Origin of the sequence: Sandaracinobacter neustonicus, assembly GCF_006385875.1 — a bacterium.
Taxonomy (GTDB): domain Bacteria; phylum Pseudomonadota; class Alphaproteobacteria; order Sphingomonadales; family Sphingomonadaceae; genus Sandaracinobacteroides; species Sandaracinobacteroides neustonicus.
In genome coordinates this window covers 37,082-63,404 of sequence record NZ_VFSU01000023.1, presented here as the reverse complement: position 1 = coordinate 63,404, position 26,323 = coordinate 37,082, and the positions used below count along the sequence as shown (strand labels likewise).

22 protein-coding genes and 2 pseudogenes are annotated in these 26,323 nt (G+C 65.1%); 13 read left to right on the top strand and 11 right to left on the bottom strand.

Annotated elements, in window-relative coordinates; genetic code table 11:
* Positions 1–2 precede the first annotated feature (2 nt).
* Both gcvPA and gcvPB read left to right on the top strand, forming a co-directional pair.
* Complete coding sequence (gene gcvPA, locus FJQ54_RS08680) at positions 3–1,373, top strand: aminomethyl-transferring glycine dehydrogenase subunit GcvPA (RefSeq protein ID WP_140928026.1); 1,371 nt, start codon at positions 3–5, stop codon at positions 1,371–1,373.
* A complete protein-coding gene (gene gcvPB / locus FJQ54_RS08675; protein WP_140928025.1) occupies positions 1,370–2,920 on the top strand; it encodes an aminomethyl-transferring glycine dehydrogenase subunit GcvPB in 1,551 nt (516 codons plus the stop codon). Before gcvPA ends, gcvPB begins: the two co-directional genes overlap by 4 nt.
* A 600-nt stretch (positions 2,921–3,520) precedes the next feature.
* Here the strand turns inward: gcvPB and FJQ54_RS08670 are convergent.
* The 4 genes from FJQ54_RS08670 to FJQ54_RS08655 all read right to left on the bottom strand — a co-directional run bounded on the left by FJQ54_RS08670 (position 3,521) and on the right by FJQ54_RS08655 (position 5,577).
* Positions 3,521–3,916: a hypothetical protein gene (locus tag FJQ54_RS08670; protein ID WP_140928024.1), complete on the bottom strand. Its 396-nt coding sequence runs from the start codon at positions 3,914–3,916 to the stop codon at positions 3,521–3,523.
* Positions 3,906–4,661 (bottom strand): hydroxyacylglutathione hydrolase, encoded by a 756-nt coding sequence (gene gloB / locus FJQ54_RS08665; protein WP_140928023.1) that lies wholly within the window; start codon positions 4,659–4,661, stop codon positions 3,906–3,908. The genes FJQ54_RS08670 and gloB overlap by 11 nt, the downstream gene beginning before the upstream one ends.
* A 73-nt stretch (positions 4,662–4,734) precedes the next feature.
* Entirely contained in the window at positions 4,735–5,064 is a 330-nt protein-coding gene (locus FJQ54_RS08660; RefSeq protein WP_140928022.1) for a UrcA family protein, read from the bottom strand.
* 96 nt (positions 5,065–5,160) lie between these two features.
* Positions 5,161–5,577, bottom strand: a complete 417-nt coding sequence (locus FJQ54_RS08655) for a VOC family protein (protein WP_140928021.1) — start codon at positions 5,575–5,577, stop codon at positions 5,161–5,163.
* A 123-nt stretch (positions 5,578–5,700) separates the two neighbouring features.
* Between FJQ54_RS08655 and FJQ54_RS08650 the strand changes: the two genes are divergently transcribed.
* Positions 5,701–6,408, top strand: a complete 708-nt coding sequence (locus tag FJQ54_RS08650; protein WP_140928020.1) for an SIMPL domain-containing protein — start codon at positions 5,701–5,703, stop codon at positions 6,406–6,408.
* Positions 6,409–6,414: 6 nt separating this feature from the next.
* Here FJQ54_RS08650 and FJQ54_RS08645 read toward each other — a convergent pair whose 3' ends face one another.
* Positions 6,415–6,612 (bottom strand): hypothetical protein, encoded by a 198-nt coding sequence (locus tag FJQ54_RS08645; RefSeq protein WP_140928019.1) that lies wholly within the window; start codon positions 6,610–6,612, stop codon positions 6,415–6,417.
* Positions 6,613–6,694: 82 nt separating this feature from the next.
* On the opposite strand from FJQ54_RS08645, the gene FJQ54_RS08640 reads away from it, so the two are divergent.
* The 7 genes from FJQ54_RS08640 to FJQ54_RS08610 all read left to right on the top strand — a co-directional run bounded on the left by FJQ54_RS08640 (position 6,695) and on the right by FJQ54_RS08610 (position 15,667).
* Positions 6,695–7,519, top strand: a complete 825-nt coding sequence (locus tag FJQ54_RS08640) for a class I SAM-dependent methyltransferase (protein ID WP_140928035.1) — start codon at positions 6,695–6,697, stop codon at positions 7,517–7,519.
* A gap of 115 nt (positions 7,520–7,634) precedes the next feature.
* Positions 7,635–8,030: a hypothetical protein gene (locus tag FJQ54_RS08635; RefSeq protein WP_140928018.1), complete on the top strand. Its 396-nt coding sequence runs from the start codon at positions 7,635–7,637 to the stop codon at positions 8,028–8,030.
* A gap of 347 nt (positions 8,031–8,377) precedes the next feature.
* Complete coding sequence (locus tag FJQ54_RS08630; protein WP_140928017.1) at positions 8,378–11,281, top strand: TonB-dependent receptor; 2,904 nt, start codon at positions 8,378–8,380, stop codon at positions 11,279–11,281.
* Between the two features lie 195 nt (positions 11,282–11,476).
* Positions 11,477–12,979 carry a DEAD/DEAH box helicase gene (locus FJQ54_RS08625; RefSeq protein WP_140928016.1) on the top strand — a complete coding sequence of 501 codons (1,503 nt, stop codon included), beginning with the start codon at positions 11,477–11,479 and terminating at the stop codon, positions 12,977–12,979.
* An 83-nt stretch (positions 12,980–13,062) separates the two neighbouring features.
* A complete protein-coding gene (locus tag FJQ54_RS08620; protein ID WP_140928015.1) occupies positions 13,063–13,866 on the top strand; it encodes an enoyl-CoA hydratase-related protein in 804 nt (267 codons plus the stop codon).
* A gap of 680 nt (positions 13,867–14,546) precedes the next feature.
* Complete coding sequence (locus FJQ54_RS08615) at positions 14,547–15,164, top strand: PadR family transcriptional regulator (protein ID WP_140928014.1); 618 nt, start codon at positions 14,547–14,549, stop codon at positions 15,162–15,164.
* Between the two features lie 38 nt (positions 15,165–15,202).
* The gene (locus FJQ54_RS08610) at positions 15,203–15,667 is read left to right on the top strand and encodes a flavin reductase family protein (RefSeq protein ID WP_140928013.1); all 465 of its coding nucleotides are present in this window, start codon (positions 15,203–15,205) and stop codon (positions 15,665–15,667) included.
* On the opposite strand, the gene FJQ54_RS08605 is transcribed toward FJQ54_RS08610, so the two are convergent.
* The 5 genes and pseudogenes from FJQ54_RS08605 to FJQ54_RS18100 form a co-directional block, all read right to left on the bottom strand.
* Positions 15,658–16,551: a DMT family transporter gene (locus tag FJQ54_RS08605; protein WP_140928012.1), complete on the bottom strand. Its 894-nt coding sequence runs from the start codon at positions 16,549–16,551 to the stop codon at positions 15,658–15,660. The two genes, FJQ54_RS08610 and FJQ54_RS08605, sit on opposite strands and share 10 nt — an antisense overlap.
* Positions 16,548–17,561 carry a threonine aldolase family protein gene (locus FJQ54_RS08600; protein WP_140928011.1) on the bottom strand — a complete coding sequence of 338 codons (1,014 nt, stop codon included), beginning with the start codon at positions 17,559–17,561 and terminating at the stop codon, positions 16,548–16,550. The genes FJQ54_RS08605 and FJQ54_RS08600 overlap by 4 nt, the downstream gene beginning before the upstream one ends.
* Positions 17,562–18,217: 656 nt before the next feature.
* Positions 18,218–19,705 carry a replicative DNA helicase gene (locus FJQ54_RS08595; RefSeq protein WP_140928010.1) on the bottom strand — a complete coding sequence of 496 codons (1,488 nt, stop codon included), beginning with the start codon at positions 19,703–19,705 and terminating at the stop codon, positions 18,218–18,220.
* A gap of 206 nt (positions 19,706–19,911) precedes the next feature.
* Positions 19,912–20,010 (bottom strand): annotated as a pseudogene (locus FJQ54_RS18105) (PEPxxWA-CTERM sorting domain-containing protein); the annotation flags it as partial.
* A gap of 474 nt (positions 20,011–20,484) precedes the next feature.
* A pseudogene (locus FJQ54_RS18100) lies at positions 20,485–20,862 on the bottom strand (trypsin-like serine protease); the annotation flags it as partial.
* A gap of 479 nt (positions 20,863–21,341) precedes the next feature.
* Here FJQ54_RS18100 and msrA point away from each other — a divergent pair.
* The 3 genes from msrA to FJQ54_RS08575 all read left to right on the top strand — a co-directional run bounded on the left by msrA (position 21,342) and on the right by FJQ54_RS08575 (position 23,634).
* Positions 21,342–21,902, top strand: coding sequence for a peptide-methionine (S)-S-oxide reductase MsrA (msrA, locus tag FJQ54_RS08585; protein ID WP_140928009.1), 561 nt, complete (start codon positions 21,342–21,344; stop codon positions 21,900–21,902).
* Positions 21,903–22,145: 243 nt separating this feature from the next.
* Positions 22,146–23,276 carry a M23 family metallopeptidase gene (locus tag FJQ54_RS08580; protein WP_235890375.1) on the top strand — a complete coding sequence of 377 codons (1,131 nt, stop codon included), beginning with the start codon at positions 22,146–22,148 and terminating at the stop codon, positions 23,274–23,276.
* On the top strand, positions 23,215–23,634 hold the full coding sequence (locus tag FJQ54_RS08575) for a bactofilin family protein (protein WP_140928007.1): 420 nt from the start codon (positions 23,215–23,217) through the stop codon (positions 23,632–23,634). The genes FJQ54_RS08580 and FJQ54_RS08575 overlap by 62 nt, the downstream gene beginning before the upstream one ends.
* Before the next feature lie 600 nt (positions 23,635–24,234).
* On the opposite strand, the gene FJQ54_RS08570 is transcribed toward FJQ54_RS08575, so the two are convergent.
* Positions 24,235–26,313 (bottom strand): S9 family peptidase, encoded by a 2,079-nt coding sequence (locus FJQ54_RS08570; protein ID WP_140928006.1) that lies wholly within the window; start codon positions 26,311–26,313, stop codon positions 24,235–24,237.
* Between the last annotated feature and the right edge of the window lie 10 nt (positions 26,314–26,323).

The window sequence follows — 26,323 nt, the reverse complement described above, 5'->3', positions numbered from 1 at the left end:
GCATGCGCTATCTTCCCCTCACGCCGGATGACCGGGCGGCGATGCTCGCCAAGGTGGGTGCGGCGTCCATCGACGATCTGTTCGTGGACGTGCCCGCGGGCGCGCGACTGGCGGGGCCGATCCCCGGCCTGCCCAATCATCAGCCGGAAATGCTGGTGGAGCGCGAGCTGACCCGCATGGCCGCGAAGAATATGGCCGCTGGGGCCTACCCCTTCTTTCTGGGCGCGGGGGCCTATCGCCACCATGTGCCTGCGAGCGTGGATCATCTGATCCAGCGCGGCGAATTCCTGACGAGCTACACCCCCTATCAGCCGGAAATCGCGCAGGGCACGCTGCAATATCTGTTCGAGTTCCAGACTCAGGTGGCCCGGCTGCTGGGCATGGAGGTGGCGAACGCCTCCATGTATGACGGCTCCACCGCGATGACGGAGGCCATTTTCATGGCCCGCCGCATCACCAAGCGGCCGAAAACGGTGATTTCCTGCGGCGTTCACCCGCAATATCTGCGCGCGGCGGAAACGCTGTGCCACTTCACCGGCGACGAACTGGTGATGGGCGTGCCCACCATCTGCTGCACCCCGCCGACCGAGGATCTGGCCGATGTGATCGCTCAGATCGACGATCAGACCTCCGCCGTAATCGTGCAGAACCCGGATTGCTTCGGCCATGTCGCAGACCTGACGGAACTGGCTGCGGCTTGCCACGCCAAAGGCGCGCTGCTGATCGTCGTTGTGACCGAAGTTGTTTCTCTTGGCCTGATCAAATCCCCCGGCGAGATGGGCGCGGACATCGTGGTGGGCGAGGGCCAGTCTCTGGGCGTGGGGTTGCAGTTCGGCGGCCCGCATCTGGGATTGTTCGCCTGCAATTCGAAGCATGTGCGGCAGATGCCGGGGCGGCTGTGCGGGGAAACCGTGGATGCAGACGGGCGGCGCGGCTTCGTGCTGACGCTCTCCACCCGCGAACAGCATATCCGCCGCGAAAAGGCGACGTCCAACATCTGCACCAACTCCGGGCTGATGAGCCTTGCCTTCAGCATTCACATGACCTTGCTGGGGGAAAAGGGGCTGCGCCAACTTGCGGCGCTGAACCATGCGCGGGCTTGCGAAACAGCCGAGCGCGTCTCCGCCATTCCGGGGGTGAAGCTGCTGACGGAGCGCTTCTTCAACGAGTTCGCGGTGCAACTGCCGGTGCCCGCAAGGGCTGCCGTGCGGGACATGGCGGAAATGGGCGTTCTTGGCGGCGTCAGTGCCGAACGGCTCTGGCCCGATTTGCCGGATCTGGCCAATGTCTTGCTGATCACGGCAACCGAAACGGTTTCGCCTGCCGATATCGATGCGCTGGTGCGCGCGCTGACCGAAGTGGTTTCGAAATGAGCATGAACATGCAGGGCCGCCCCTCCGCCCCCGCCGCCGCCAGCGCCGATGCTGCCCCCACCGTGACGGGCAATCGCGCGCTGATGCTGGAAGAACCGCTGATCTTCGAGATCGGCTCCACGGATGTGACCGGCGTCGATCTTGAAGACGCGCCCGCCCACGCCTCCCGACTTGGCGGCCTCACCCGCGAAGCCGCCATTGGCCTGCCCGGCCTCGCCGAAGGGGAGGCGGTGCGCCACTACACCCGCCTTTCCCGCCAGAATTACGGCATCGATCTGGGCTTCTTCCCGCTGGGCAGCTGCACCATGAAGCACAACCCGCGCCTGAACGAGAAGATGGCGCGGCTGCCGGGCTTCGCGGACGTGCACCCGCTGCAACCGCAAGACAGCGTGCAGGGCGCGCTGGAACTGATCCACAGCCTCGCGGAATGGCTGAAAACGCTGACCAATATGCCCGCCGTCGCCATGACGCCCAAGGCCGGCGCGCATGGCGAATTGTGCGGCATGCTGGCGATCCGCGCCGCGCATGAAGCGAAGGGCGATGCCCGCGCCGTGGTGCTGGTACCCGAATCCGCCCACGGCACCAACCCGGCCACGGCTGCCTTTTGTGGCTACAGCGTGGAAAGCATCCCCGCCAACGCGCGCGGCCGGGTGGATACCGATGCGCTGCTGGCCCGCCTCGGCCCGGACGTCGCCGCGGTGATGATCACCAACCCCAACACCTGCGGCCTGTTCGAGCCGGACCTGAAGCGCATCGCCGATGCCGTCAACGCCGCCGGGGCCTATGTCTATTGCGACGGGGCAAACTTCAACGCCATCGTCGGCCGCGTCCGCCCCGGCGATCTCGGCGTGGACGCCATGCACATCAACCTGCACAAGACCTTCAGCACCCCGCACGGCGGCGGCGGCCCCGGCTCCGGCCCGGTGGTGTTCTCCGAAGCGCTCGCCCCTTTCGCGCCGCTGCCGTTCGTGGTGGAGCAGGAGGGCCGCTTCCATCTGGTGGAGGAAGAAAGCGCCTCCGCCGAGGATCATGGCCAGAGCTTCGGCCGCCTCTCCGCCTTCCACGGACAGATGGGCATGTTCGTTCGCGCGCTCGCCTACATCCTCTCGCACGGGGCAGACGGGCTGCGGCAGGTGTCTGAAGACGCGGTGCTGAACGCCAACTACCTGCTGCGCAGCCTCGACGATCTGATGACCGCCCCCTTCGGCGGCACCGGCCCCTGCATGCACGAAGCCCTGTTCGACGACAGCTTCCTGAAAGACACCGGCCTCACCACCATCGACATGGCGAAAGCGCTGATCGACGAAGGCTTCCACCCGATGACCATGTATTTCCCGCTGGTCGTCCACGGCGCGATGCTGATCGAACCCACCGAAACCGAAAGCAAGGCGCGGCTGGACCAGTTCATCACCGCCATGCGCGCCATCGCCACCGCCGCCACCAACGGCGAAGGCGAACGCTTCGCCACCGCCCCGCACTACGCCCCGCGCAGCCGGCTGGACGAAACCCGGGCGGCGCGGCAGCCGGTGCTGAGCTGGCAGGGGTAGGGCCGGGGTTTTGCGCTGAGGGAGGGGTGTTGCCTCCGGCGGGGCGGGCTCTGCCCGCCACCCGGCAGGGAAATGATTTCCCTGCACCCTCTAACTTGGCGTTGTGCCCTCACTCCAACGTCGTGGTCATGATCAGATTCGATTGCCTGCGGCGCTACGAAGCGCTCTCCCCCTGCAAGGGGGAGAGATGGAGAGGGGGTGTCAACGCCGGTCTTGGTCCGCAACATCCCCACAAACCCACCGCCACCCCAACCCACCCCCCAACCCGCTCAGGCTGAGCTTGTCGAAGCCCCCGAGGCGAGAGCGCAACGGCTGAGCCCGGGGTTATGCCACATGGGGCTTCGACAAGCTCAGCCTGAGCGGGGGGAGGGCGGGACATCAGCTAAAAAGCGCCGCAGGCTATAACCTTTAACCTCGCGCCAAGCGGATAGCCCCCACCCCAACCCCTCCCCTGCAGGGAGGGGCTAAGAAAAAAGTCCGGGGGTACGAGCGGCGTCACGCCCTTGCCCGGGGTCCCCATGAACTTGTTCATGGGGTGGGGACGGGGGAGTTTGAGGGGGCAGCGCCCCCTCAACGACAGCGCGCCTTACTGGCACAGCCTTACTTAAATCGCGTGCCTTTCGGCACCTCCACCGGCGTGAATTTGCCCAGCGCGCAGGAACCCAGGTTCATGCGGCCTGCCGGTTCCACCACGTCGAACTGGTCCAGCGCGCAATATTGGCTGCCCTGCACGTTTCGGAACACCAGCACCCGGTCGTCTCGCAGCGCCGGGCAGCTGCTGCGCAGGTCGTTGCGATACCAGCGGCTGCCGGATTGGAACATCAGCACCGAGGATCCCGCCGGCGTGGTGGAAACCTGCGGCATGTTGGAGATGCAGTTGCGCGCGTCTCCAGTGGTTTTCAGCGTGGCCGGATCGGTGATGGGCGGTTTCGCCGCGAAGGCGCTTGCCGTGGCGAGCAGCAGGCCGGTGGCGATCAGCAATTGGTCAGAACGCATCTTTCGCTGTCCTCCTCTTGCCCAGTTCGTCTGCGCTGGTGGCGCGGACGAAGGGGTTTGTTTCCAGTTCGTCTGACAGGCGGAACGGAACTGTCGCCAAGCCTTTGGCACGGGCTGCCTGAACGGCGGCAAACCGGGCGGCGAGCGCCTGATTGCCCGGCTCTGCGGTGATGGCAAAGCGCGCGTTGGAGAGGGTATATTCATGCGCGCAATAGATTTCGGTGTCCGCCGGAAGCCGGGCGAGCTTGCCCAGCGCGCGGAACATATCATCTGCGCTGCCTTCGAACAGGCGGCCGCAGCCCATGGCGAACAGCGTGTCGCCGGGGAACAGCAGATGCGCGGTGGGGAAATGATAGGCGATGTGCCCGGCGGTGTGGGCGCCCACGAACAGCACGTCTGCCACAAGCCCGCCGAGTGTCACCTGATCGCCTTCATCCACCGCGCGATCGAGGCCGGGGATGCGCGCCGCTTCCCGCGCCGGGCCGATGATGGTGCAGCCGGTTGCGGCCTTGATGGCGGCGTTGCCACCGACATGATCGGGGTGCCAATGGGTGTTCAGGATATGGGTGATTTGCAGGCCATGGGCAGCGGCGGCTTCCAGCACCGGTTCCGTCACAGCCGGATCGATCACGGCGGCGCGGCCCGCAGCATAGGGCAGCAGCCAGATGTAGTTGTCCGAAAGCGCCGGAATCCGGATCGGCCGGGCGATCACCGCCGATGCTGCCTGTGTGCTCTCCTGTACCATAGCGACCATTCTACCCGAAAGCAGAAGCGGCCGCCATGATACTGGCGGTTCGGCCTGCCCGATCCTGTGCGAATCAGCGCGCTTTGGCGTCTGTGGCGAGCTTCACGATCTGCGGTTCCGCCGAGGCGATCACCGAATCATAGCAGGTGCTGGTGTTCGCCGTATTCTTGGCGGTTCCATCGGATTTGCCGCAGATCTTCCGCGCTTCGGCCTTCACCCGCTCCCGCAGGGTGGCGACACCCTTGTCGCTGGCGAGGTTGAGATCGCCATAGGGGACGAGCGTGGAAACCTGTTCCCAGCCCATCTTCAGATAATCCTGCGTAACGATCACATCGGCCTGCGCCGAGGCGGCCGATGTCGTGGCGAGAAGCCCGAAGGCGCAAAGAGTTTGTCCGATTTTCATAATGTGCCCCCTCTAGTAACCGCACCGCGGTCCCTCCGCCGAGCGACGGCGGAAGATAAGCGAAATATTAACCAAAAAGCAAGATGGTCGCTGATCTTACCAGCTGCCAATATTCGGCGCGGAAGCCCATGGTTCCGCAGGCGGGAGTGCTGGGCCCATTTGTAGCAGCTCAACCGAAATACCATCCGGCGTGCGCACGAATGCCATGTTGCCGTCCCTCGGGGGGCGGTTGATCGTCACTCCGGCGTCTGCAAGACGCTGACAGCTTTCGTAAATATTCTCCACCGCATAGGCGACATGGCCGAAATTGCGGCCGCCGGCATAGCCGGTTTCGCCGCAATTGTGGGTGAGTTCGATCTGCGCCGATTCGTCTCCGGGGGCGGCGAGGAAGATCAGCGTGAAGCGGCCTGCTTCATTCTCCATCCGGCGGATTTCCCTGAGGCCCAGCAGGTTGAAGAAGCGGATGGTTTCATCGGGATCGGAAACGCGGATCATCGTGTGCAGATATTTCATCGGGCTGTCCTGCGAATGGGAATCGGAGATGCGCATGCTTCATAGGCCGCCCGCCACCCCGCCGGAAGCGGCTTGACTGCAAGCCCGAAGCGCGCTGCATGGGCAACGAGGCAGGAGCGGGTGATGGACTGGACGAATTCCACGGTGGTTTCGGGCGCGCTGATCGGGGCCGGTCTGGCGCTGGCGGGGCTGTTCGTATCCGGCGGGCTGGCGGATATCCGCAAGGGCAATGCGGTGGTGACGGTGCGCGGCGTGGCCGAACGCGATGTGCAGGCCGATCTTGCCACATGGGTGATCGCCACGCAGGCGAACGGCAGCGATCTGGGCACGGTTCAGGCGCGGGCGGATGCCGATGCGGCGGCCGTGCACGCCTTCCTGTCTGCCAATGGCTTCACGCCTGCGGAAATCCAGCCGCGCGGCTCCTCCGTCAGCCAGTATATGGACAATTCGGCCGGGCGGCTGAACATCACCATCCGCCAGCGCATTCTGGCCCGCACCACCGATATCGCCCGCATGGAAAAGGCCTTCGCCAATCAGGCAGAGGTGATCCGCAAGGGTGTCGCGCTGGACAGCGATGGCGGCGGCGGCGTGACCTATAGCTTCACCAAGCTGAACGATGTGAAGCCCGCGATGATCGCGGAGGCAACCAAGAGCGCGCGGGAAGCCGCCGACCAGTTCGCGCGCGACAGCGACACCAGGGTGGGCGGCATCCGGCAGGCGACGCAGGGGCTGTTTTCCATCACCGGCCGCGACGGCGAAACCGGGATCGGCACCGACACGCCCTATCAGAAGGTGCGCGTTGTCACGACGATCGACTTCTTTCTGGACTGAGTGGGATCAGGCCGGCCAGCCGTCGCGCCAGAGGATGGCGAGGTGCGCCAACAGGCCCAGCAACAGCAGCGCGGAGACGATCATCACATAATCCCAAGGCACCAGCGAGAAGCGGCCGATACCGCGCCGCGCCTGCATCCAGCCCGCCAGCAACAGCGAAAACAACGCCGCGCCGGTGGCCACAAGAGAGAATGTCCAGCCCATTGTCTTGGCGGCTAACTGGGGATTGCCTATGAGGCTGACAAGCCCCGCCGTGCGGGTGAAATGGGATGGGAGAAAGAGGATGATGCGCACTCTGGTCGCGGCGGTTCTGGCGGTGACGGCGATGACGCCCTCTGCCGCGCAGACAAAGGCAGAAGCCGCAACGGCTGCGAAGATCGACGCGGCGCTGGCCGGGCCGCAGCGCAGCGAGGCGAACCGCGCGCGCGACCCATATCGCCATCCCAAGGAAACGCTGCTGTTTTTCGGCCTGCGCCCGGAGATGACAGTGGTGGAAGTGACGCCCGGCGGCGGCTGGTACAGCGAGATTCTGGGGCCGGTGCTGGCCGCCAAGGGGCGCTATGTCGCCGCGCACAACAACCCGATGGGATCGCCCAACGCACTGCGGCAGCGCGCCAGCTTTATCGAGAAGCTGAAGGCGAACCCGGAACTTTACGGCAATGTCGCGGTGACGAGCTTCGGCAAGGGCATTGAAACCAACCTTGCCGCGCCCGGCTCTGCCGACATGGTGCTGACCTTCCGCAATGTGCACAACTGGCTGATGGCGGATTTCGCGGCAGATGCCTTTAAGGCCTTTTACGGCGCGCTGAAGCCCGGCGGCGTGCTGGGCGTGGTGGAACATCGGATGCCGGAAGACCGGCCCGATACGGAGGAGAGCCGCCGCACCGGCTATGTGAAACAGAGCGAGGTGATCCGGCTGGCCGAGGCGGCCGGGTTCAAATATGTCGGCAGCAGCGAGGTGAATGCCAACCCCAAAGACAAGGCCGATCACCCCAAGGGCGTGTGGACGCTGCCGCCCACCTACGCGATGGGCGATACGGACAAGGCGACCTATGCGGCAATCGGCGAAAGCGACCGCATGACGCTGAAGTTCGTGAAACCCGCCAACTGAGGGGCGATGCGGCAAAACGGGGGGTTCACAGCCGGTTCAAGCCGCGCCAGACATGGCGCTGCCTCATGTCGTGCTGCGTCGAGACACTCCTGTGAAGCGCCCCCGTGCGGGAGGATTGCGCCTGCTTGCCGCCATTGCGGCGGGCTGCTGCTTCGCGCAACCGGCCGGGGCGCAGGTGGGGGTGGTGCCGGTGCGGCCGATGCCGCCTTCCGCCGCCGTCGAACATTGGGTGCCTGCCCGAACCAGCCGCACGGGCTGTTTCGACACGGCCAACATAGCCGGTGCCATCGTGGTGGATGCGCGGACGGTGGATGTGACGATGCGCGGCGGCAAGCGCTGGCGGCTGACGCTGGCGCAGCAATGCCCGCAGCTCAGTTACTATGGCGGCTTTTATTACCAGCCGCGTGTGCCGGGCAAATTCTGCGCCGGGACAGACCGGGTGATGAGCAGGGCCGGCGGGGCCTGTCGGGTGAGCACGATCAGCGAAATGAAGCCCGTTCGCCGCCGCTGATATGGGGCGGTTGATCGCTGGAAAACAGGCGCACGGGGCCATTCGTGGTTAACCCGCGCCCCATCAGTGTGTTGCCGAATAGAGACAAGGTCATGTCCTCATTTTCGTGAGGGGCGAAAAGCCCCTTGCACGGCTGGACAAGCCCGAGTGCTGCTGTTTCAATACCAACGTCGGCCTGGGGAGGACCGGCGGGAGAAAAGCCACACGGCCAGGGAGATCCACGGTTCGCGCCGTGGCGGTCGCAAGTGGTGGTTCCGTATGCCTCGCCAGGCTCGGTCAGACGCGAAACGCGTCTGGTGGGAAATCGGCCGCGAAAACGCGCCGGTGGGAGTTGGGGAGGTTCGATTATGAAGACCAGCAAGCTGGCGCTTCGCGCCGTGCTCGTGTCTGCCGTTTCGGTTCATGGATTGATCGGTGTGTTAAGCGCGGCGCAGGCGCAGACCGCGTCGTCCGGCGTGGAGGATATTATCGTCACCGCACAGCGGCAGGCGCAGAGCCTGCAGGATGTGCCGATCGCGGTGTCGGCCTTTTCCGCCGAGGCGTTGACGGAAAAGCAAATCAACAACGCCACCCAGCTCCAGCTGACGCTGCCCAACATCACCTTCTCGAAGGGCAATTTCACCGGCTCCAGCTTCACCATTCGCGGCGTGGGCGATCTGTGCGTGGGCGTGTCGTGCGACAGCGCCACCGCCATCCACCTGAACGATCTGCCGCTGTTCGCAACCCGCCTGTTCGAAACGGAATATTTCGATCTGGAACGGGTGGAAGTGCTGCGCGGCCCGCAGGGCACGCTGTTCGGCCGTAACGCCACATCCGGCGTGGTCAACTTCGTGACGGCAAAGCCCGATCCGCGCGAATTCAAGGCGAGCGGCGAGGCCAGCTATGGCAATTTCAACGAAATCCGCCTGCAAGGCATGGTCAACGTGCCGCTTGGTGAGAATTTCGCCGCCCGCGCGGCCGGTTTCTACCTGAAGCGCGACGGCTATACGGAAAATGTCTTCAACGGCGATCATTATGATGGCCGCGACATGTTCGCGCTGCGCGGCTCGCTGCGCTGGGAGCCGACGTCTGACACCACCGTCGATGTGATGGGCTACTGGTTCAAGGAAGACGACAACCGGATGCGCATCCAGAAGCAGATGTGCCAGCGCGACCCGACAGGCGTGCTGGGCTGTCTGCCCGGGCGGCGCGAATATGGGCTGACCAATTCCAACTCCACCTTCGTCGGCACGCTGACCTCGCGGGAATTCCTGCGCATTCAGGGCGGTGCGGCGTTCGGCCCCACGCTCTCCACTGTCGGACTTGGCAGCATCTATGGGCCGGATGCGAATACGGGCGGGCAGAACCCGGCCGATCCGCGCAAGGTGTATACGGACTTCGCACCGACCTACAAAGCCGAGGAAATCCAGGTTCAGGCCAAGATCGAGCATGATTTCGGCCCGGTGAAGGCCAAGCTGTCAGGCCAGTTCCAGGAAAACTCGGTGGACAGCTCGCAGGATTACAGCCTGTCGGTGCAGAACCGCGCCATTTACCAGACCGGCATCAACAACCTGCACGGGCTGGCGACGGTGCTGCCGCAGTTCCGCCCGATGCTGGCCGCGCTGTTCCCGAACGGCCCTTCCGGAGAGCTTTGCACCTCGCTGGCGGAAGAAACCGGGACGGGGGCTTTTGGCGGGCATAAATATTGCTCGTCCACCCCGCAGGATTTCGACCGTTCCAACCAGTATCTGAAGGCGTGGACGGTTGAAGGCATCGTCTCCAGCGATTTCGACGGGAAGTTCAACTTCCTGCTGGGCGCCATCTTCAACGACATGAAGATGAAGGAGAACAGCTATTATGTGAACTCCTTCGGGATCGACTATCTCTCGGGCGTTCTGGGTGCCGCGACCGCCGTGGGCACCCCGGCGCTGGGCAACATTTATCTGGGCACGCCCTTCTTCCGCAACAACACGCAGGACATGCGTCTGAAGAGCTATGGCATCTTCGGCGAAGCCTATTTCCAGGCGACCGACTCGCTGAAGTTCACCGTCGGCCTGCGCTACAACAACGACAAGAAGAGCCTGCGCGCCCGCTCCACGCTGGCGAGCTTTGCGGTTCCCTTCGGGCTGGACAACGCCTTCGATTCTCCGTTCATGGCAGGCTGGGATGCCGATCCCAGCACGCCGGGCATCCAGCCCTGGGCGGAACGCAGCGTGTCGTTCGATGAATTCACGGGCCGCTTCGTCGTCGACTATAAGATCACCGACGACAATCTGCTCTATGCGTCCTACTCGCGCGGTTACAAATCGGGCGGGATCAACCCGCCGCTGCAGCCGATCTTCGCGGTGCCGGACGGCTTCGAGCCGGAGTTCATCGACGCCTTCGAAATTGGTTCGAAGAACCGCTTCGCCGATGGCACGATCCAGCTGAACGCAACGGCCTTTTACTATAAATACAAGGCGTTGCAGCTGAGCCGGATCGTCGCCCGCACACCGGTGAACGACAATGTGGACGCCAATATCTGGGGGCTGGAAGTGGAAGGTATCGTCAACCCGATCCCGCCGCTCACGGTGAACCTCAGCCTGTCCTACCTGCACACCGAAGTCAGTTCCGACAAATATCTGGCCGATCCGTTCGATCCGTCGGGTGGCCGTTCCGATGCGGTGATCGTGAAGGATCTGACGAACGGAGCCAATTGCGCCGTCGTGCCCACCGGCGCGGGCGGCGCGGCGCTGACCAATGGCTATGTCACGGCGGTGAACACGCAGCTGGGGCTGCGCGGGCCAACCGCCTTCCCGACAGACAGCGGCATCAACGGCGCGACCGGGGCGTTCAGCATCTGCTCTGTGCTGGCCGCGACGGCCACGGCCAATGGTGTCGCCGTGCTCAGCCCGGGCGTGGAAAACAACATCAAGGGCAACAGGCTGCCGCAAGCACCTGAGTTCAAGATTGCCGGTGGCGTGCAATGGACGCAGGATCTGTCCAACGGGATGACGATCGTGCCGCGCTGGGATTTCGCCTTCACCGGGGACAGCTATGGCAGCATCTTCAACTCCACCCGCACCAGCATCCCCTCCTATCTGGTGATGAACGCGCAGGTGCAGTTGAACGGGCAGAATGACCGCTGGTTCGTCCGCGCCTTCATCCAGAACATCACCGACAACAGCGCCATCACCGGGCTGTATTCCACCGACCAATCCTCGGGGAATTTTACCAACATCTTCACGCTGGAACCCCGCCGTTACGGTCTGACGGCAGGTTTCCGCTTCTAGCTTTGCGGGGAGGACGGGCGGGCATACCGCCCGCAAGCGAGGGGAGGGGAGCGGCTGGTCCGCTCCCCTCTTTTCGTTGGGGACGGCAAGATCGGACGCGGCCCTTTTCTTGTGAAGCGCGGCGCGCTATTGCGCACAGCGCTGGCACATGCTGCGCCAATCTGCCCCCGCCAATATACCTCCCAAGGAATTGAATTGCCCTTTTCAGACCTGCACCTGTCGGATGCCCTGCTGAAAGCCGTTGCCGACAGCGGCTATTCCGAGCCGACCGCCATTCAGGCGGCCGCCATTCCGCCGGTTCTGATGGGCAAGGATCTGATCGGAGTCGCGCAGACCGGCACCGGCAAGACGGCGAGCTTCGTGCTGCCGATGATCGACATTCTGGCCGAAGGCCGCAGCCGCGCCCGCATGCCGCGCAGCCTGATCCTGGAACCCACGCGCGAACTGGCCGCGCAGGTGGCCGAGAATTTCGAGAAATACGGCAAATATCACAAGCTTTCCATGGCGCTGTTGATCGGTGGCGTGGCCTTTGGCGATCAGGACAAGGCGCTGGAAAAGGGCGTGGACGTGCTGATCGCCACGCCGGGGCGGCTGATGGACCAGCATGCGCGCGGCAAGATTCTGCTCTCCGGCGTGGACGTGCTGGTGATCGACGAGGCGGACCGGATGCTGGACATGGGGTTCATCCCCGATGTCGAGAAAATCTGCACCCTCATCAAGGCGGAGCGGCAGACGTTGCTGTTTTCCGCCACCATGCCGCCGCCGATCAAGAAGCTGGCGGACCGCTTCATGACCAATCCGAAGATGGTGGAAGTGGCGCGGCCTGCCACCACCAACAAGGATATCACCCAATCGCTGATGCCCGCGGAAAGCCGGCAAAAGCGCGACGTGCTGCGGCAGCTGATCCTTGACGACGATGTGAAGGCCGGGATCATCTTCTGCAACCGCAAGACGACGGTGCGCGATCTGGCAGCCAGCCTGAAGCGGCACGGCTTCAAGGTGGGGCAGATTCACGGCGATATGGAGCAAGCGGACCGCATCCGCGAGCTGGACCGCTTCAAGGATGGCGACATCAACCTGCTGGTCGCATCCGACGTCGCCGCGCGCGGGCTGGACGTGAAGGGCGTGTCCCATGTGTTCAACTTCGATGTGCCCTGGCACCCGGATGACTATGTCCACCGCATCGGCCGCACCGGCCGCGCCGGGCAAAAGGGCGTGGCGATCACGCTGATCACCGCCGAAGACGCCGAGGCGATTGCCAACATTGAAAAGCTGACGGGCCAGAGCATCCCGCGCCGCGCGCCGATGGCGCGGCAGGCCGCTGCGCCGGACGCGGAGGAGCGCGCCGAAGCCGCGCCCCGTCGCCGCGACGGCCGCCGGACGGAGGCGAAGCGGCAGGAGGAAGCCCCCGCCCGCGAGGCAAGGGTGGAGGAGCCCCGCCGCGAACGCAGGCGCCCGGAATCACGCCGGGACGAACCCCGCCGGGACAGCGGCCCGCGCGAGGAGAGCCGCCGCGACGAACCGCGCCGTCAGGACAATCGCCGCGACGAACCCCGGCGCGACGACTCTCGACGGGACGGGCGGGACCGCGGCGACCGTTCGCGCGGCTATCAGGATCGCGATGACGGCCCGCCGATCGGCCCCGGCTTCGGCGAAGAAGGCGTGCCCGCCTTCCTGATGGTGTCCGCGCGCACCTGACGCCTGCCTAGCCATTTGCCGAGCGGCGGCGCTGGCCGCTGCCGGGCTACATCCTCCACCTATCCGAACGGGAGGTTTTTCGAATGGCCTATGCGCATATCACCTGGACCGAAGCCGACGGCGTTGCCACGCTGACGATCAACCGGCCCGACAAGCTGAACAGCCTGAACACCGATGTGATCGGCGAAATGATCGACGCGGTGGACCAGTTGCGCGACGGCCTTTCCTCCGCGCGCTGCCTCGTGCTGACGGGCGCGGGCCGGGGCTTTTCCAGCGGTGCGGATCTGGCCCCCGGCACGGCGGGCGGTGGCCCGAGCACGGGCGGGCCAATCGACGCGGGGAAGGTGCTGGAAACCCATTTCAACGTGCTGATGGAGCGGTTGTTCGCGCTGCCGGTGCCCTTCATCACCGCCGTGAACGGCCCGGCCGCCGGGGCAGGCTGCTCTTACGCGCTGGCAGGCGATATCATCGTCGCTGCGAAGTCGGCCTATTTCCTGCAGGCGTTCGTGAACATCGGGCTGGTGCCCGATGTCGGCTCCACATGGATGCTGCCGCGCATGATCGGCCGGGCGCGCGCCACCCGCATGATGATGCTGGGCGAACGCATTTCCGCCGATCTCGCCTATGAATGGGGCATGGTTTCCGAGGTTGTGGAGGACGCCGATCTGGCCGCCCGCACGCATGAAATCGCGAAGAAGCTGGCGGGCGGGCCGACAAAGGCGCTGACGCTGATCCGCACCGGCATCCGCGATTGCATGGACAAGAGCCTGACCGAAGGGCTGATGGTGGAACGCCGCAACCAGATGCTGGCGGGGCGGAGTGCCGATTTCGCGGAAGGTGTGATGGCGTTCCTGCAGAAGCGCCCGGCGCAGTTTACCGGGAAATAGGGGTTTGGTGGGGGGCGTTATCTGACACCCGCAGCGTGCCCGCAGACCAGACCCGGGGCCCGGCTATTTTGCGGAGAGGTCAGAGTTGAGGAGGCTCTGCCCCCTCAAACTCCCCCGGCAGGGGCGTGACGCCCCTGCACCCCCGGAGTTTTTAGCGCCTCCCGTTGACGCTTCGCGTCAGCTTCGCTTCGAGGGGAGGGGTTGGGGTGGGGGCCATCAGCCCGGCGCGAGGCTGGAGGTTGAGGATGGGAGCTTATTGCCTGCGGCGCTTTTGGGGGTGTGTTCCACCGACCTCTCCCCACGTCACCCCGGACTTGATCCGGGGTCCAGCTGTTCTTCGGCAACGCTGGAGCAGAAAAGCTGGACCCCGGATCAAGTCCGGGGTGACTGTTGTGGGTGTGGGAAGGTTGGTGGATCAGGCCCGGCGTTGCTCCCCTCTCTCCACCTCTCTCCCCGGCGGGGAGAGAGAGCCGCGTCGCGCCGCAGGCAATCGAATCTGATCACTCGCGCGCCGCTGGAGCTTCCGCACGACGCCAATGTTGAGGGTGCAGGGACATCATGTCCCTGCTGGGGGAGTTTGAGGGGGCAAAGCCCCCTCATTTTTATCTAAAACACTTTTAAGATATATCTTGAAAATATCCAGACATGATGCGATATGGCTCCTCATGAAAGGATATTCCATGCATTTCACACATCATGAGGGCCGTCGTTGCGGCGGCCGTGGGTTTGCCCGTGAGTTTGGCGGGCGGTTCGGGGGCGGTTTCGGTTTTGGCCGATTCAGCGAGGGCGGCCGGGGCCATGGCGGGCCGTTTGGTGGCCCGGGCGGGCGTCATGGCGGGCGTCGTCGCCGCTTCGATGCGGAGGCGCTGCGTCTGGTGGTGCTGAAGCTGATCGCGGAGGAACCGCGCCATGGCTATGACATCATCCGCGCCATGGACGAGCTGAGCGGCGGCAATTATGCCCCCAGCCCCGGCGTCATCTATCCGATGCTGAGCATGCTGGCCGAAATGGGCCTGATCGCGCAGGCAGAGGGGGACAGCACGCGGCGCAGCTTCGCGATTACGCCGGATGGCGAGGCCTATCTGGTGGCCCATGCCGAAGCGGCGGAGGCGGCGATGGCGCGGCTGAAGGCGCTGGCCGAGGCGGCGGGGGTCGATCCGACGCCGGTGCGGCGGGCGATGGCCAATCTGGCCGCCGTGCTGCAGGCGAAGCTGCGCGAGGGCGGCGCGGACAAGGCCGCGCTGCTGGACGTGGCGGCGCTGATCGACGAAGCCGCTCAAAAAATCGAGCGCCTGTAGCACTTGTCTTGCATGCCCCGGCCGCACTAGGCCGGGGCATGACCGATCATCGCGCGCTCAGAGACGCCTTTGGCTGCTTCGCAACCGGCGTCACCATCGTGACCAGTTTCGACGAGGACGGAAGCCCGGTGGGTTTCACCGCCAACAGCTTCACCTCCGTGTCGCTGGATCCGCCGCTGCTGCTGGTGTGCCCGGGCAAGAATGTCTCCACCTTGCCGGCGATCCGCCACAGCGGGCTGTTCGGGGTTTCCGTGCTGTCGCACGCGCAGCGCGAGGTGGCGGACCGGTTCGCGCAGCGAGGGGTGGATCGTTTTTCCCATGGCGAATGGGTGGAATCGGAATCCGGCATCCTGTTGCTGGAAGGGGCCTGCGCGAATTTCGCCTGCGCGCTGGTGAACGATATCGATGCGGGCGATCACCAGCTGCTGCTGGGCCGGATCGACAGTTTTCGCTCTGCCGGCGAACGGCACCCGCTGATGTATGTGCGCGGCAACTATGCCTGAACGCGTTTGGCGGGTTGCCTGAGCGCCACCACCAGCCCCGTCAGCGCCACAACGACGCCTGCTGCGGCCAGTGGGGTCCAGCGATAGCCTTCCATCACGGTGGTGATGGCCATGGCGATGATGGGCACCAGCACGCTGGTCCATGCCGCTTCGGCCGGGCCCATCTGCCGGATCAGATCGAAATAAAGCGCGAAGGCGACGGCGCTGGCGAACACCCCAAGATAGAGGAAGCCCAGCCAGTAGCCGGGCTGCGGATCGAACTGCGGCGGCCCGGCGACGGCGAAGGCGAACAGGGCGTTCATCGCCGCCCCCATCAGCATGGCCCAGCCCAGCCCGGCGATCGCCGGGAAGGTGAGCGCGCGGGGGCTGGCCTGCATGACGTTGGCGATGCTGGCAGAGAGAATTCCCGCGATCACCAGAGACAGGCCGAGCGCCGTCTTTGCCTTGTCTCCGGGCAGTGAAAGCTGCTGCGCGAACAGCATGGCGACGCCCAAAATGCCCAGCGCAGAGCCTAGCGCGAAGCGGCGGCTGATGCGGCGGCCCAGAAACAGCCATGCGAGAATGGCGTTGGGCACCATCAGCAGCGCGAAGGCGACCGCCGGGATGCCAGACGGGATATAGAGTTCCGAGCGATAGACGAAGTTGAAATTCATCACGAACTGGAACAGCGCGAACAGGGCCAGAAAGGGCAAGGCCGTGCGCGGCACCCTGAGCGGCAGCCCCCGGATCAGGCACCACGCCAGCAGCGCCAGCCCGCCGGTGAGGAAGCGATAGCTGACAGACCAGCTGGGGTTCACATGGCCCAGCTGGAACTTGATGACGATCCACGTCGTCCCCCAGATCAGGGTGACGGCCGCGAATTGCAGGATGGTGCGCGGGCTCACAGCGCCCGCAGCGCGGCGGCCAGCGCGGCGATCACCTGAGGCTCCTGATCCCAGCGCACGACGAAGCGCGCGGCATCCGGGCCGGACAATTCCCAATCGTAAAAGCTGAAGCCCTGCGCCCGCAGCGTGTCGCGCTCGGCAGGCGTCAGCCGCAGGAACAGCTCGTTCGCCTGCACCGGCACCAGCAGCCGATCCGGCACGGCAGCGGCGATCGTCTGCGCCGCGCCATTGGAGGCACGGGCGTTCTCCAGCCAGACGCCGCCTTCGATCATCGCCAGCAGTTGCGCGGCAGCGAAGCGGCCCTTCGAAGGCATCAGCCCGGCGCGCTTGCGGCGCACCGGCAGGCTTTCCGCCAGATCGGGCCGAAAAAACAGCAGGGCTTCGGCCGACATGCCACCATTCTTGATGCAGCCGAACGAGAGGATATCGACGCCCGCCTTCCATGTGACATCGGCCGGGGAACAGCCCAGATGCGCCACCGCATTGGCGAAGCGCGCGCCATCCATCTGCACCGCAAGCCCGCGCGCCTTCGCCCAGCCGCTGAGGTTTGCCACTTCATCGGGCGTGTAAACGGTGCCCGCCTCCGTCGCCTGCGTGAGGCTGAGCGCGGCGGGCTGCACCTGATGCACATCGCCGCGCCGCCTGGCGGCCGCCGCATCCAGCGCCTCCACCGTGAGCTTGCCATTGGGCGAGGGCACCAGCATCAGCGTCGCACCCGCGGTGTAGAAACCCACCGCGCCCGCTTCGTCCACCTCGATATGCGCCTCGTTATGGCACCACACACCACCATAGGTCGGCACGCAGGCCGCAAGCCCCAGCGCGTTGGCCGCCGTGCCGCTGGGCACCGCAAACGCCCGCACCGGGGTTCCGAACAAGGTGCTGAACGCGCCATCCAGCCGCGCCGACCAGTCATCCGCGTCATACCCGCGCGGATGAGCGCCGGAGACGGCGGCAACAGCTTCCAAAACGGCGGGATGCACGCCGGCGGCATTGTCGGAATTGAAGTCCATCGCGCTGCCTTAGGGCGGTTCCCGTGCGGGGGCGAGGGGGAAGATCGGGGTTGGGCGGAAATGTGAGGGGCGTGGGTGGAGAGAGCGCGCAGTTCGCCTCCGGCGGGGAGGGCTCTGCCGTCCACCCGGCAGGGGCGTGACGCCCCTGCACCCCCGACGTTTTTAAAAGCCCCTCCTCCTTTAGGGGAGGGGTTGGGGTGGGGGCCATCCGCTTGGCGTGAGGTTGGGAGTTACTGCCTGCGGCGCTTTTTAGCTGATGTCCCGCCCTCCCCCCGCTCAGGCTGAGCTTGTCGAAGCCCCATGTGGCATAACCCCGGGCTCAGCCGTTGCGCTCTCGCGTCGGGGGCTTCGACAAGCTCAGCCTGAGCGGGTTGGAGGGTGGGTTGGGGTGACGGTGGTGGTTGGTGGGGATGTTGTGATCAGGCCAACCGGTGACACCCCCTCTCGTACTCTCCCCCTTGCAGGGGGAGAGAGTTGCGGAGCGCCGCAGGCAATCGATCTGATCGCTCGAATGATATTGGAGTTGGGCCGCAACGCCAATTTTGAGGGTGCAGGGAAATCATTTCCCTGCCCGCCGGAGGCAAAAATGCAGGCGTGTTCCAAGCGCAATGCCATCGGCCGCCAGAGGCGCAAACACTGCGCCACCAGCACCCCGCTTACTCGTAACTGTCGGGCACCCAATCCCCGTCGGCCGGGTCTCCGAAGCGGGTGAATTCGCGTTCGAAGATCAGCGGCACGGTGCCGGTGGCGCCATGGCGTTGCTTGGCGACGATCACTTCGGCGCGGCCGCGCAGGCGGTCTGCTTTTTCCAGCCATTGCTGGAACTTCTCGCTGCCGTCTTCGGGCTTTTTGGATTCGTGGTAATATTCTTCGCGGAACACGAAGAGCACGATGTCGGCGTCTTGCTCGATGGAGCCGGATTCGCGCAGGTCTGAGAGTTGGGGGCGCTTATCTTCGCGGTTTTCCACCTGGCGAGAGAGCTGGGAGAGGGCGATGACGGGGATGTCCAGTTCCTTGGCCAGCGTTTTCAGGCCGCGGGTGATTTCGGAGATTTCGTTGACGCGGTTTTCCGAGGCGTTTTTCGCGGTGCCTTGCAGCAGTTGCAGATAGTCGACGACGATCAGGCCGATTTTCTTCTGCCGCTTCAGGCGGCGGGCGCGGGCGCGCATGGCGGCGATGGAGAGGGCGGGCGTGTCGTCGATGTAGAGCGGCAGATCGAACAATTCCTCGGCCGCGCGGGCGAGTTCGTTGAATTCGGACTGGTTGATCTTGCCCATGCGCAGGTTTTCCGAGCTGATCCGGCTTTGTTCGGCGAGAATCCGGTTGGCCAGCTGATCGGAGGACATTTCGAGGCTGAAGAAGGCGACGGGCGCGCCCGAGCTTTGCGAAACGCCGTCGCGCTGGTCCTGCTTGTAGCGCAGCGCGGTGGAGAAGGCGATGTTGGTGGCGAGCGCGGTTTTCCCCATGGCGGGGCGGCCGGCGAGGATCAGAAGGTCGGAATTGTGCAGGCCGCCGATCTTGTTGTTGAGGCCGTTGAGCCCGGTGGTGAGGCCCGAGAGGTGGCCGCCGGATTTCATCGCCTTGGCGGCCATGTCCACCGCTTTGCGGGCAGCGCCCGCGAAATCGACGGTGGCGCCGGCGACTTCGCCCGATTCCGCGACCTTGTAGAGGGCTTCCTCGGCGGCTTCGATCTGCTTCATCGGGGCGACTTCGGCGCTGGTGTCTGTCGCGGAATGGACGAGATCGGTGCCTACCAGCACCAGCGCGCGCAGCAGCGCCAGATCATAGGTCTGCTGGGCGCAGTCCCGCGCGGCGATCACCACGGTCGGGTCTTCCGTCAGCCGCAGCAGATAGGCGGCGCCGCCCAGTTCGGCGAGCGCGGGATCGGTTTCGAACAGCGGACGCAGGGTGATGGGATTGGCGACCATGTTCAGATCGGCGAGCCGGCGGATCTGCGCGAAGATGCGGCCGTGCAGTGGCTCGTAGAAATGTTCATCGCGCAGATGCAGGGTGATTTCCTCCAGCAGCCGGTTTTCGACGAGCAGCGCGCCGAGCAGGGCCTTTTCGGCCTCGATATTGAAGGGCAGCCGCTGTGCGCCGTCGGTGCCGGATTCGATGATCGAAAGATTGGGGAGAGTTGCCATGGGCCGGGCTACATGCGCCTTTGCGCGGCCTCGCGAAAGACGCTTTCCGAACGGTGGCGTTCGACCGTGTGGATATCGGACTGAACAACTTTTCCACCCTAGCCGGGCGGGGCCGGAAACAGAAAAGCCGGCCCGCGATGGGCCGGCTTTTCCGCTGGCGAGGGGAGGGGAATCCCCCCGCCGCCTTAGTGAACCGCCTTGGTGGCTCAGGCGGCCAGCGCGCTGCGACGGCGGCGCATCATGGTGCCCACCAGCCCGAAGCCGGTGATCATCATCGCCCATGTGGCAGGCTCGGGCACGACGCTCTTCAGCCAATCCTTGTGGGCATAGACAGGGACATAGCCCGAATATTCGCCGAAGCTGCTGTTCAGCTCATCGTCGATGTCCCCGAGTTCGGAGCCGAACGTCAGGCCATAGGAATTCACCGAGGCGATCTTGCCATTGAGAAAGCCTGGTCCGCCGGAATCGCCGCCAGCCACGCCGACTTCGAGGCCGGTCATGGGGGTGCAGCCGAACAATGTGTCGGTCAGCACGATTCCGACGATGCAGCCCTGATCATTGCCGACGTACAGGTTGCCGCCGATAATCACCGGGCTGAAATTGTCGAAATCGCTGAGCCAGCTGTGGGTGACGTCGGCTTCGCCGAAGAAGCCGTCCCAGAAGCCGCCCCAGATCGGGTCGCCAAGGGCATAGTCATAGATATTCTCGCCCTGGCGCATCCGGCCGGTGCCCAGATTGGCCCCGACATCGCCGCCAACGTCCGAGCGGCGACCGTTCCCGACGACGTTGAACGTCTGATACTGCAGGTCGTCGTCGTAATAGAAATCATAGATTTTGGCGTAGGCGGGCGCGTCTTTCTTCAGCGTGAGAACCGCGATGTCGTTCTGATCGATCACTTCGCCGGTGTAGCCGGGGTTCACATGGATATAGCCCACCTCGACCGCGGTCACACCTGCTGTCGGCTTGAAGGTGTTGGTTGCTGAGTCATAGGCATAGCGAACGGCATCGGGATCGGGATTTTCGGTGAAGAAGGCCGTCACCTTGGCCGGACCCTTGGTGCCATAGCCATCCGACACGCAGTGGCCGGCGGTGACGATCTTGTTCCGGGCTGCGAGGCTTCCGGTGCAGATGTAGGCGTCACCGTTATCATATTGCATGATCAGAGTGGCGACGCCGCTATACTTGGGATCATTGGCGAAATAGGCCGGGTTGCCGCCGCCCGCGAGGGTCGCGGTGGAGTCGACGCCGACGATCAGGTTGCTGGCTGTCCAGCTGAGGCCCTTGCTAATGCCGGAGATTTCCTTGCGCTGGGCATGTGCTGCCGTCGGCAGGGCAAGGCTCGCACCTGCCAGGAGCGCAAGTGCGAGCGCGGACGTCCGCCCGTTCATTTTCATCGAAGTACCCCCTTGATGGTTACAATACAGGTTTATGAGCGCCGGTCCGGCCCCCGCCGGGCGACTCATTAAGGTTAATTGAGCGCGTTCGTAATCAAACTGCAATGGTGTTTTCGGCACGTTAACCAAAAAGTCATGTCGGCAACATTGAACCCGCCCGCATCGGCGCACGGAAAGGGCGCGGCATTGCCCTAGGCGCAGGCCATCCCCATCTTCGCCTCGCCGAAAGCCGGGAGAGACAGATGACCAACACCTCCACCCCCAATGCAGCGCAACTTGAAACGGCGGTGTTCGCCGGCGGCTGCTTCTGGTGCACGGAAGCGATCTTCGACAGGTTGCGCGGCGTGGCCAGCGTGGAGAGCGGCTATACCGGCGGGCATGTCGCGCACCCCGGCTACAAGCAGGTTTGCGGCGGAGACACCGGCCATGCCGAGGCGGTGAAGATCGAGTTCGACCCGGTGGTGATCCCCTATCGCGATCTGCTGGACATCTTTCTGGCCACGCATGACCCGACGCAGCTGAACCGGCAGGGCAATGATATCGGGCCGCAGTATCGCAGCGCGATCTTCCCGCAATCGCCCGAGCAGGAGGCGGAGGCGAAGGCGGCCATTGGCCGCGCGCAGGCGGATTGGGCCGATCCGGTGGTGACGACTCTGGAACCGGCCGCCCCCTGGTATGTGGCGGAGGGCGAGCACCAGGAATATTTCGACCGAATCGGTGACAAAAATCCCTATTGCGCGGCGGTTGTCAGCCCCAAGATGCGGAAATTCATGGCGAAATATGCGGATCGGCTGAAGGGCTAAGGCTGCGCGCAGGCGTTTTCAGCCACGCGATTTCCTGACTGGTTGGTGAAAGCGGCGGAATTGTTCCGCCGCTTGTCGTGATTCTGTTTCGACTCGTCACGGATTCAGCTGGTGGGATTCGGATGGTGACGCGGGCGCTGCTAGGTCCGGCGCACACAGGGCAAGTTAACCAAACCAAAAAGGGTCTTCCCGACAGTGCCAGCGCTCGACAGCCGGAACTCTCTCTCCGGCCGATGGAACAGATTGTTTCGCGATCATGAGCTGATCGTGCGCACCGACGGCCATGTCCGCTATCTGCGGCTGGGCGCGGGCGCACAGCGCAAGGCCGCCGTGGCGGCACTGGGCGTCGCCGGCGTGTGGCTGACGGGCACCGCCGCGCTGATCGGCTGGCAGGCATGGACCAGCCATCAGACGCGGGACATGGAGCAGCGCGCTGTCGCCGTCGCTCAGGCCGAAGTGCGGGTCGCAGCCGAGCGCCGCTCCGCCGAGCAGATCGCCAGTGACGTGGAAACGCGGCAGAAGCAGCTGGAAAGCCTGTTCAAATCCCATTTCGGCGATGATCCGGAAGCCGCCGCCGCGCTGGCCGAAGAGCCTGCGCCCGCAACCGCACAACCCGCCAGCGCAGAGGCAGACGTGCAGCCGGTGGCAGCCGTGATCGACCCGAGCGAGAGGCTGAAGTCCACAGGCGCGCGGCAGCAGAAGCTGGTCTCCGCGATGACGGACGCCGCCGCCCGCCGCACCGCGCGTGCCGAATCCGCGTTGGCCGCCGTGGGCCTTCGCCCCACCGCCCGGCTGGCGCAGGGCGGCCCCTTCCTGCCGTGGCGCACGGCAAAGCAGGACGCCCCCGGAGACCCGGATCTGAAGCGGCTGGCCACGACACTGATGCGCATGGAGCAGGTGGAATCGCTGCTGGTCGCGGTGCCGTCGGGCAGCCCGGCGGACGGCATGCAGATCACCAGCGGTTTCGGCACCCGCTATGACCCGTTCAACGGCGCGCGCGCCATCCATGCGGGGATTGATTTTCGCGGGCCCCATGGCAGCCCGATCCGCGCCGCTGCGCCGGGCCGTGTCAGCTTCGTCGGGCAGAAATCCGGCTATGGCAATGTGGTGGAGGTGGATCATGGGCACGGCCTGCTCACCCGCTATGCCCACCTTGCCGGTTTCAATGCCCAGGTGGGCGACGAGGTGCAATCCGGCCAGGCAATCGCCCGCATGGGCTCTACCGGCCGCTCCACCGGCACGCATTTGCATTTCGAAGTCCGTGTGAACGGCGAAGCCGTCAACCCCCGTCGCTTTCTGGAGGCCAACGCGAATGTTCTCGAAATCAAGGCAGACGCCCGCGAACGCGTCCTCGGCCGTGTCTCCGCAAGCTAGAGCGGCTGCCGGCGGCAGCTTTTCCGTGCTGGGCGCGGACGTGACGGTTACCGGCAATATCAGCGCCGGGGTGGACCTGCATCTGGACGGCCGGGTGGACGGGGACGTGAGCTGCGCCAGCCTTGTGCAGGGCGCGGGCAGCGTCATTCGCGGCGCGGTGACCGCCGACAGCGCCCGTCTTGCCGGCACGGTGGACGGCTCCATCAACGCCAAGGAGCTGGTGATTCAAGCCAGCGCCCGCATCACCGGCGACGTGACCTATGAGAAGCTGACGATCGAGCCGGGCGGGCAGGTGGACGGGCGGTTTACCCACCGCGCCAACGCCGCGCCGAAGGTGGAGCTGGTGGCGAGCAACTGAGGCTGACTACGGGAGCGTTTTTGAAGGGGCTCTGCCCCTTCACCCCGGCAGGGGCGTGACGCCGCTCGCACCGCCGAACTTTTTAGCCCCTCCTCCTTTAGGGGAGGGGTTGGGGTGGTGGCTGTCCGCCTGGCGCGAGGTTGGGGGTTATTGCCTGCGGCTTGGGGGTGTATCCCACCCACCTCTCCACTCGTCACCCCGGACTTGATCCGGGGTCCAGCTTTCTTCTCCAACGTTGCGGGTGGAAAGCGGGACCCCGGATCAAGTCCGGGGTGACGGTTGTGGGAGTGGGGAGGTTGGTGGGTTTGCTCAGTGGCCTTCGACCCTTCGGCAGGCTCAGGGCTCAGGCTGAGCGGTGGGGAGGTTGGTGGATCAGGCCAACCGTTGACACCCCCTCTCCATCTCTCCCCCTTGCAGGGGGAGAGGGCCTCGTAGCGCCGCAGGCAATCGAATCTGATCACTCACACGACGTTGGAGTTGGGGCGCAACGCCAACTTAGAGGGTGCAGGGAAATCATTTCCCTGCCGGGTGCAGGGCAGAGCCCTGCCCGCCGGAGGCAAAAACACCCCCCGGCGCGCCGCAGCACTCCCCCCCCGCCCGCTACTTCGCCTTGCGCTGGTTGAACCAGTCGATCGGGGCCAGCACGGATTGCAGCCATTGGCTGGGGCGGCCCATGCCATGGCCCGCGCCGGGCAGGCGGATCATTTCCGCTTCCACGCCGCGCAGTTTCAGCGCGCCGAACATCTGCTCCGTCTGGGCGATGGGGGTGCGATAGTCATTCTCGCCGGTGATCAGCAGCGTCGGCGTCTTGATCTGCCCGGCAAGGCTGAAGACGGAGCGGTTGAAGTAAAGCTCCGGCTTCTCCCACGGCGTCGCGCCCATCCAGTGCTTCATGAAGTAGGAGGTGCCGTCCGAGGTCGTCACCTGATTGGTCCAGTCCACCACGGGGCGCAGGGCGACTGCGGCGCGGAACTTGTCCGGCTCTTTGCCGATGGCCCACAGCGTCAGCACGCCGCCGCCGGAGCCGCCGCCGATGAACAGGTTTCGCGCATCGGCATAGGGGCGCTTCGCCAGCACATCCACCATGGTCATCAGGTCGTCATGGTCCTGCCCCGGATAGGCGTTGGTGATGGCGTTGGCGAAGGCGTTGCCATAGCCGATGGAGCCGCGCGGGTTGGTGTAGAGCACAAGATAACCGGCGGCGGCATACAGGCTGTGCGTCACGGAGAAGAAGGGGCCGTAATCACTGTTCGGCCCGCCGTGGATGTCGAGGATGACGGGATAACGCTTCTTCGGGTCGAAATCGGGCGGGAAGGCGATCCAGCCCTGCACCCGCTTGCCGTCTGCGCGGGAGGCGACTTCGAGTGCCTCGATGCGGGCGGCCTTGCGGGTGGCGGCCCAGGCGGCGTTGAAATCCAGCGAGTCCGTCTGGGTGGTGGCGCTGGCGATGCCCAGCCCGGCGGGGCGGTCCGTCAGCGGGGAGGTGAAGGCGCAGATCTGCTTCACGCAACTGGCCTGCCCGCCGGAGGAGGGCAGATAGAGCCTTGTGCCGCCCACAGACGGCACGAGGATGCTGGTCGCGCCTGTGGCGGCATCGATGCGGGCGATGCGCTGGGTGCCTTCATCGTTGTAGAGGATGGCGAGGCTGCGGCTGTCTGCGGCCCAGTCCATGCTGGCCACGGGGCGGTCCAGCGCCTTTGAGACATGGGTGATGGGGCTGCCGGGTGTAACACCGGTGGTCCACAGTTCGGGCATGTCGTAAAACTGGTCCGACGCAGGTGAGCCGAGGAAGGCGACCGTCTTGCCGTCCGGCGAAACGGCGGGATCATATTCGCTGCCGGGGCGGTTCGTCAGCTGCACGGGCGGCCACACCTTGCCGCCTTCGCCGACCTTCGCCTCATACAAATAAAGGTCAATTTCGCGCGGGCCGTTGATCGGGTCTGCGGTGAAGGGGGCGATGAGGGCGCGGCCGTCGCCCGTCCATGCAAGGCCGCCGTCGTCATTCACCTTGTCGGTGTCGCCCGTGGTCAGCTGGGTGATGGTGCCGGTGGCGGCGTCGGCGACGAACAGATGGGTGGCACCGGGCTTGATCTCGCCCGCGCCGTCCGCGCGCCAGAACAGGTCTGAAATGATCTTGGCATCCGGGGCGCTGTCTGTGCCCTTGGGCTTTTCCGGCAGGCCGGGGATGGTCACCGGCTTGGCGTCGATGCGGCCGACATAGGCGATGCGGCGGCCATCGGGGGACCATGCAGGCTGCGAGGGGTTGGTCTCTCCGCTGGTGAGCGGCTTGCCCACGCCGTCTGTCAGCGCCAGCACATGGATTTGTGGCTTGCCCAGCACCTGCGCCACATAGGCGATGCGGCTGCCATCGGGGGACCACGCCGCCTGCCGGGGCGAGACATCGCGCGCGACGAGCAACCGCTTGTCCACGATTTTGCCCGAGGAATCGAGATGCGCGAGCCACAATTCGCCCATTCGCCGATCCAGCGTGCGATCGAAGGTGACGCGGGTGAACAGCACCCGCGTGCCATCGGGCGACACCGAGGGCGAAACGACCATCGCGAGATCGTAGAGATCGGCGGGCTGGAAAGGCAGGGTGGCCGGTGCGGCGGCAACAGCCGGGGTGGTGAAAGCCGGAACGGCGGCAGCCGCAAGCAGCGCCGCGACGAGAATCTTCATATGTGTTTCC

Bases quoted from the DNA above. Each gene is read 5' to 3' on its own strand.
- FJQ54_RS08620 (WP_140928015.1), top strand. From the start codon at position 13,063: ATGGCCTATGCGCATATCACCTGGACCGAAGCCGACGGCGTTGCCACG.
- FJQ54_RS08645 (WP_140928019.1), bottom strand. From the start codon at position 6,612: ATGGGCTGGACATTCTCTCTTGTGGCCACCGGCGCGGCGTTGTTTTCG.
- FJQ54_RS08570 (WP_140928006.1), bottom strand. From the start codon at position 26,313: ATGAAGATTCTCGTCGCGGCGCTGCTTGCGGCTGCCGCCGTTCCGGCT.
- FJQ54_RS08660 (WP_140928022.1), bottom strand. From the start codon at position 5,064: ATGAAAATCGGACAAACTCTTTGCGCCTTCGGGCTTCTCGCCACGACA.
- FJQ54_RS08655 (WP_140928021.1), bottom strand. From the start codon at position 5,577: ATGAAATATCTGCACACGATGATCCGCGTTTCCGATCCCGATGAAACC.
- FJQ54_RS08670 (WP_140928024.1), bottom strand. From the start codon at position 3,916: ATGCGTTCTGACCAATTGCTGATCGCCACCGGCCTGCTGCTCGCCACG.
- msrA (WP_140928009.1), top strand. From the start codon at position 21,342: ATGACCAACACCTCCACCCCCAATGCAGCGCAACTTGAAACGGCGGTG.
- FJQ54_RS08615 (WP_140928014.1), top strand. From the start codon at position 14,547: ATGCATTTCACACATCATGAGGGCCGTCGTTGCGGCGGCCGTGGGTTT.
- gloB (WP_140928023.1), bottom strand. From the start codon at position 4,661: ATGGTACAGGAGAGCACACAGGCAGCATCGGCGGTGATCGCCCGGCCG.
- FJQ54_RS08600 (WP_140928011.1), bottom strand. From the start codon at position 17,561: ATGGACTTCAATTCCGACAATGCCGCCGGCGTGCATCCCGCCGTTTTG.
- FJQ54_RS08650 (WP_140928020.1), top strand. From the start codon at position 5,701: ATGGACTGGACGAATTCCACGGTGGTTTCGGGCGCGCTGATCGGGGCC.
- FJQ54_RS08630 (WP_140928017.1), top strand. From the start codon at position 8,378: ATGAAGACCAGCAAGCTGGCGCTTCGCGCCGTGCTCGTGTCTGCCGTT.
- gcvPA (WP_140928026.1), top strand. From the start codon at position 3: ATGCGCTATCTTCCCCTCACGCCGGATGACCGGGCGGCGATGCTCGCC.
- FJQ54_RS08640 (WP_140928035.1), top strand. From the start codon at position 6,695: ATGCGCACTCTGGTCGCGGCGGTTCTGGCGGTGACGGCGATGACGCCC.
- FJQ54_RS08575 (WP_140928007.1), top strand. From the start codon at position 23,215: ATGTTCTCGAAATCAAGGCAGACGCCCGCGAACGCGTCCTCGGCCGTG.
- FJQ54_RS08595 (WP_140928010.1), bottom strand. From the start codon at position 19,705: ATGGCAACTCTCCCCAATCTTTCGATCATCGAATCCGGCACCGACGGC.
- gcvPB (WP_140928025.1), top strand. From the start codon at position 1,370: ATGAGCATGAACATGCAGGGCCGCCCCTCCGCCCCCGCCGCCGCCAGC.
- FJQ54_RS08610 (WP_140928013.1), top strand. From the start codon at position 15,203: ATGACCGATCATCGCGCGCTCAGAGACGCCTTTGGCTGCTTCGCAACC.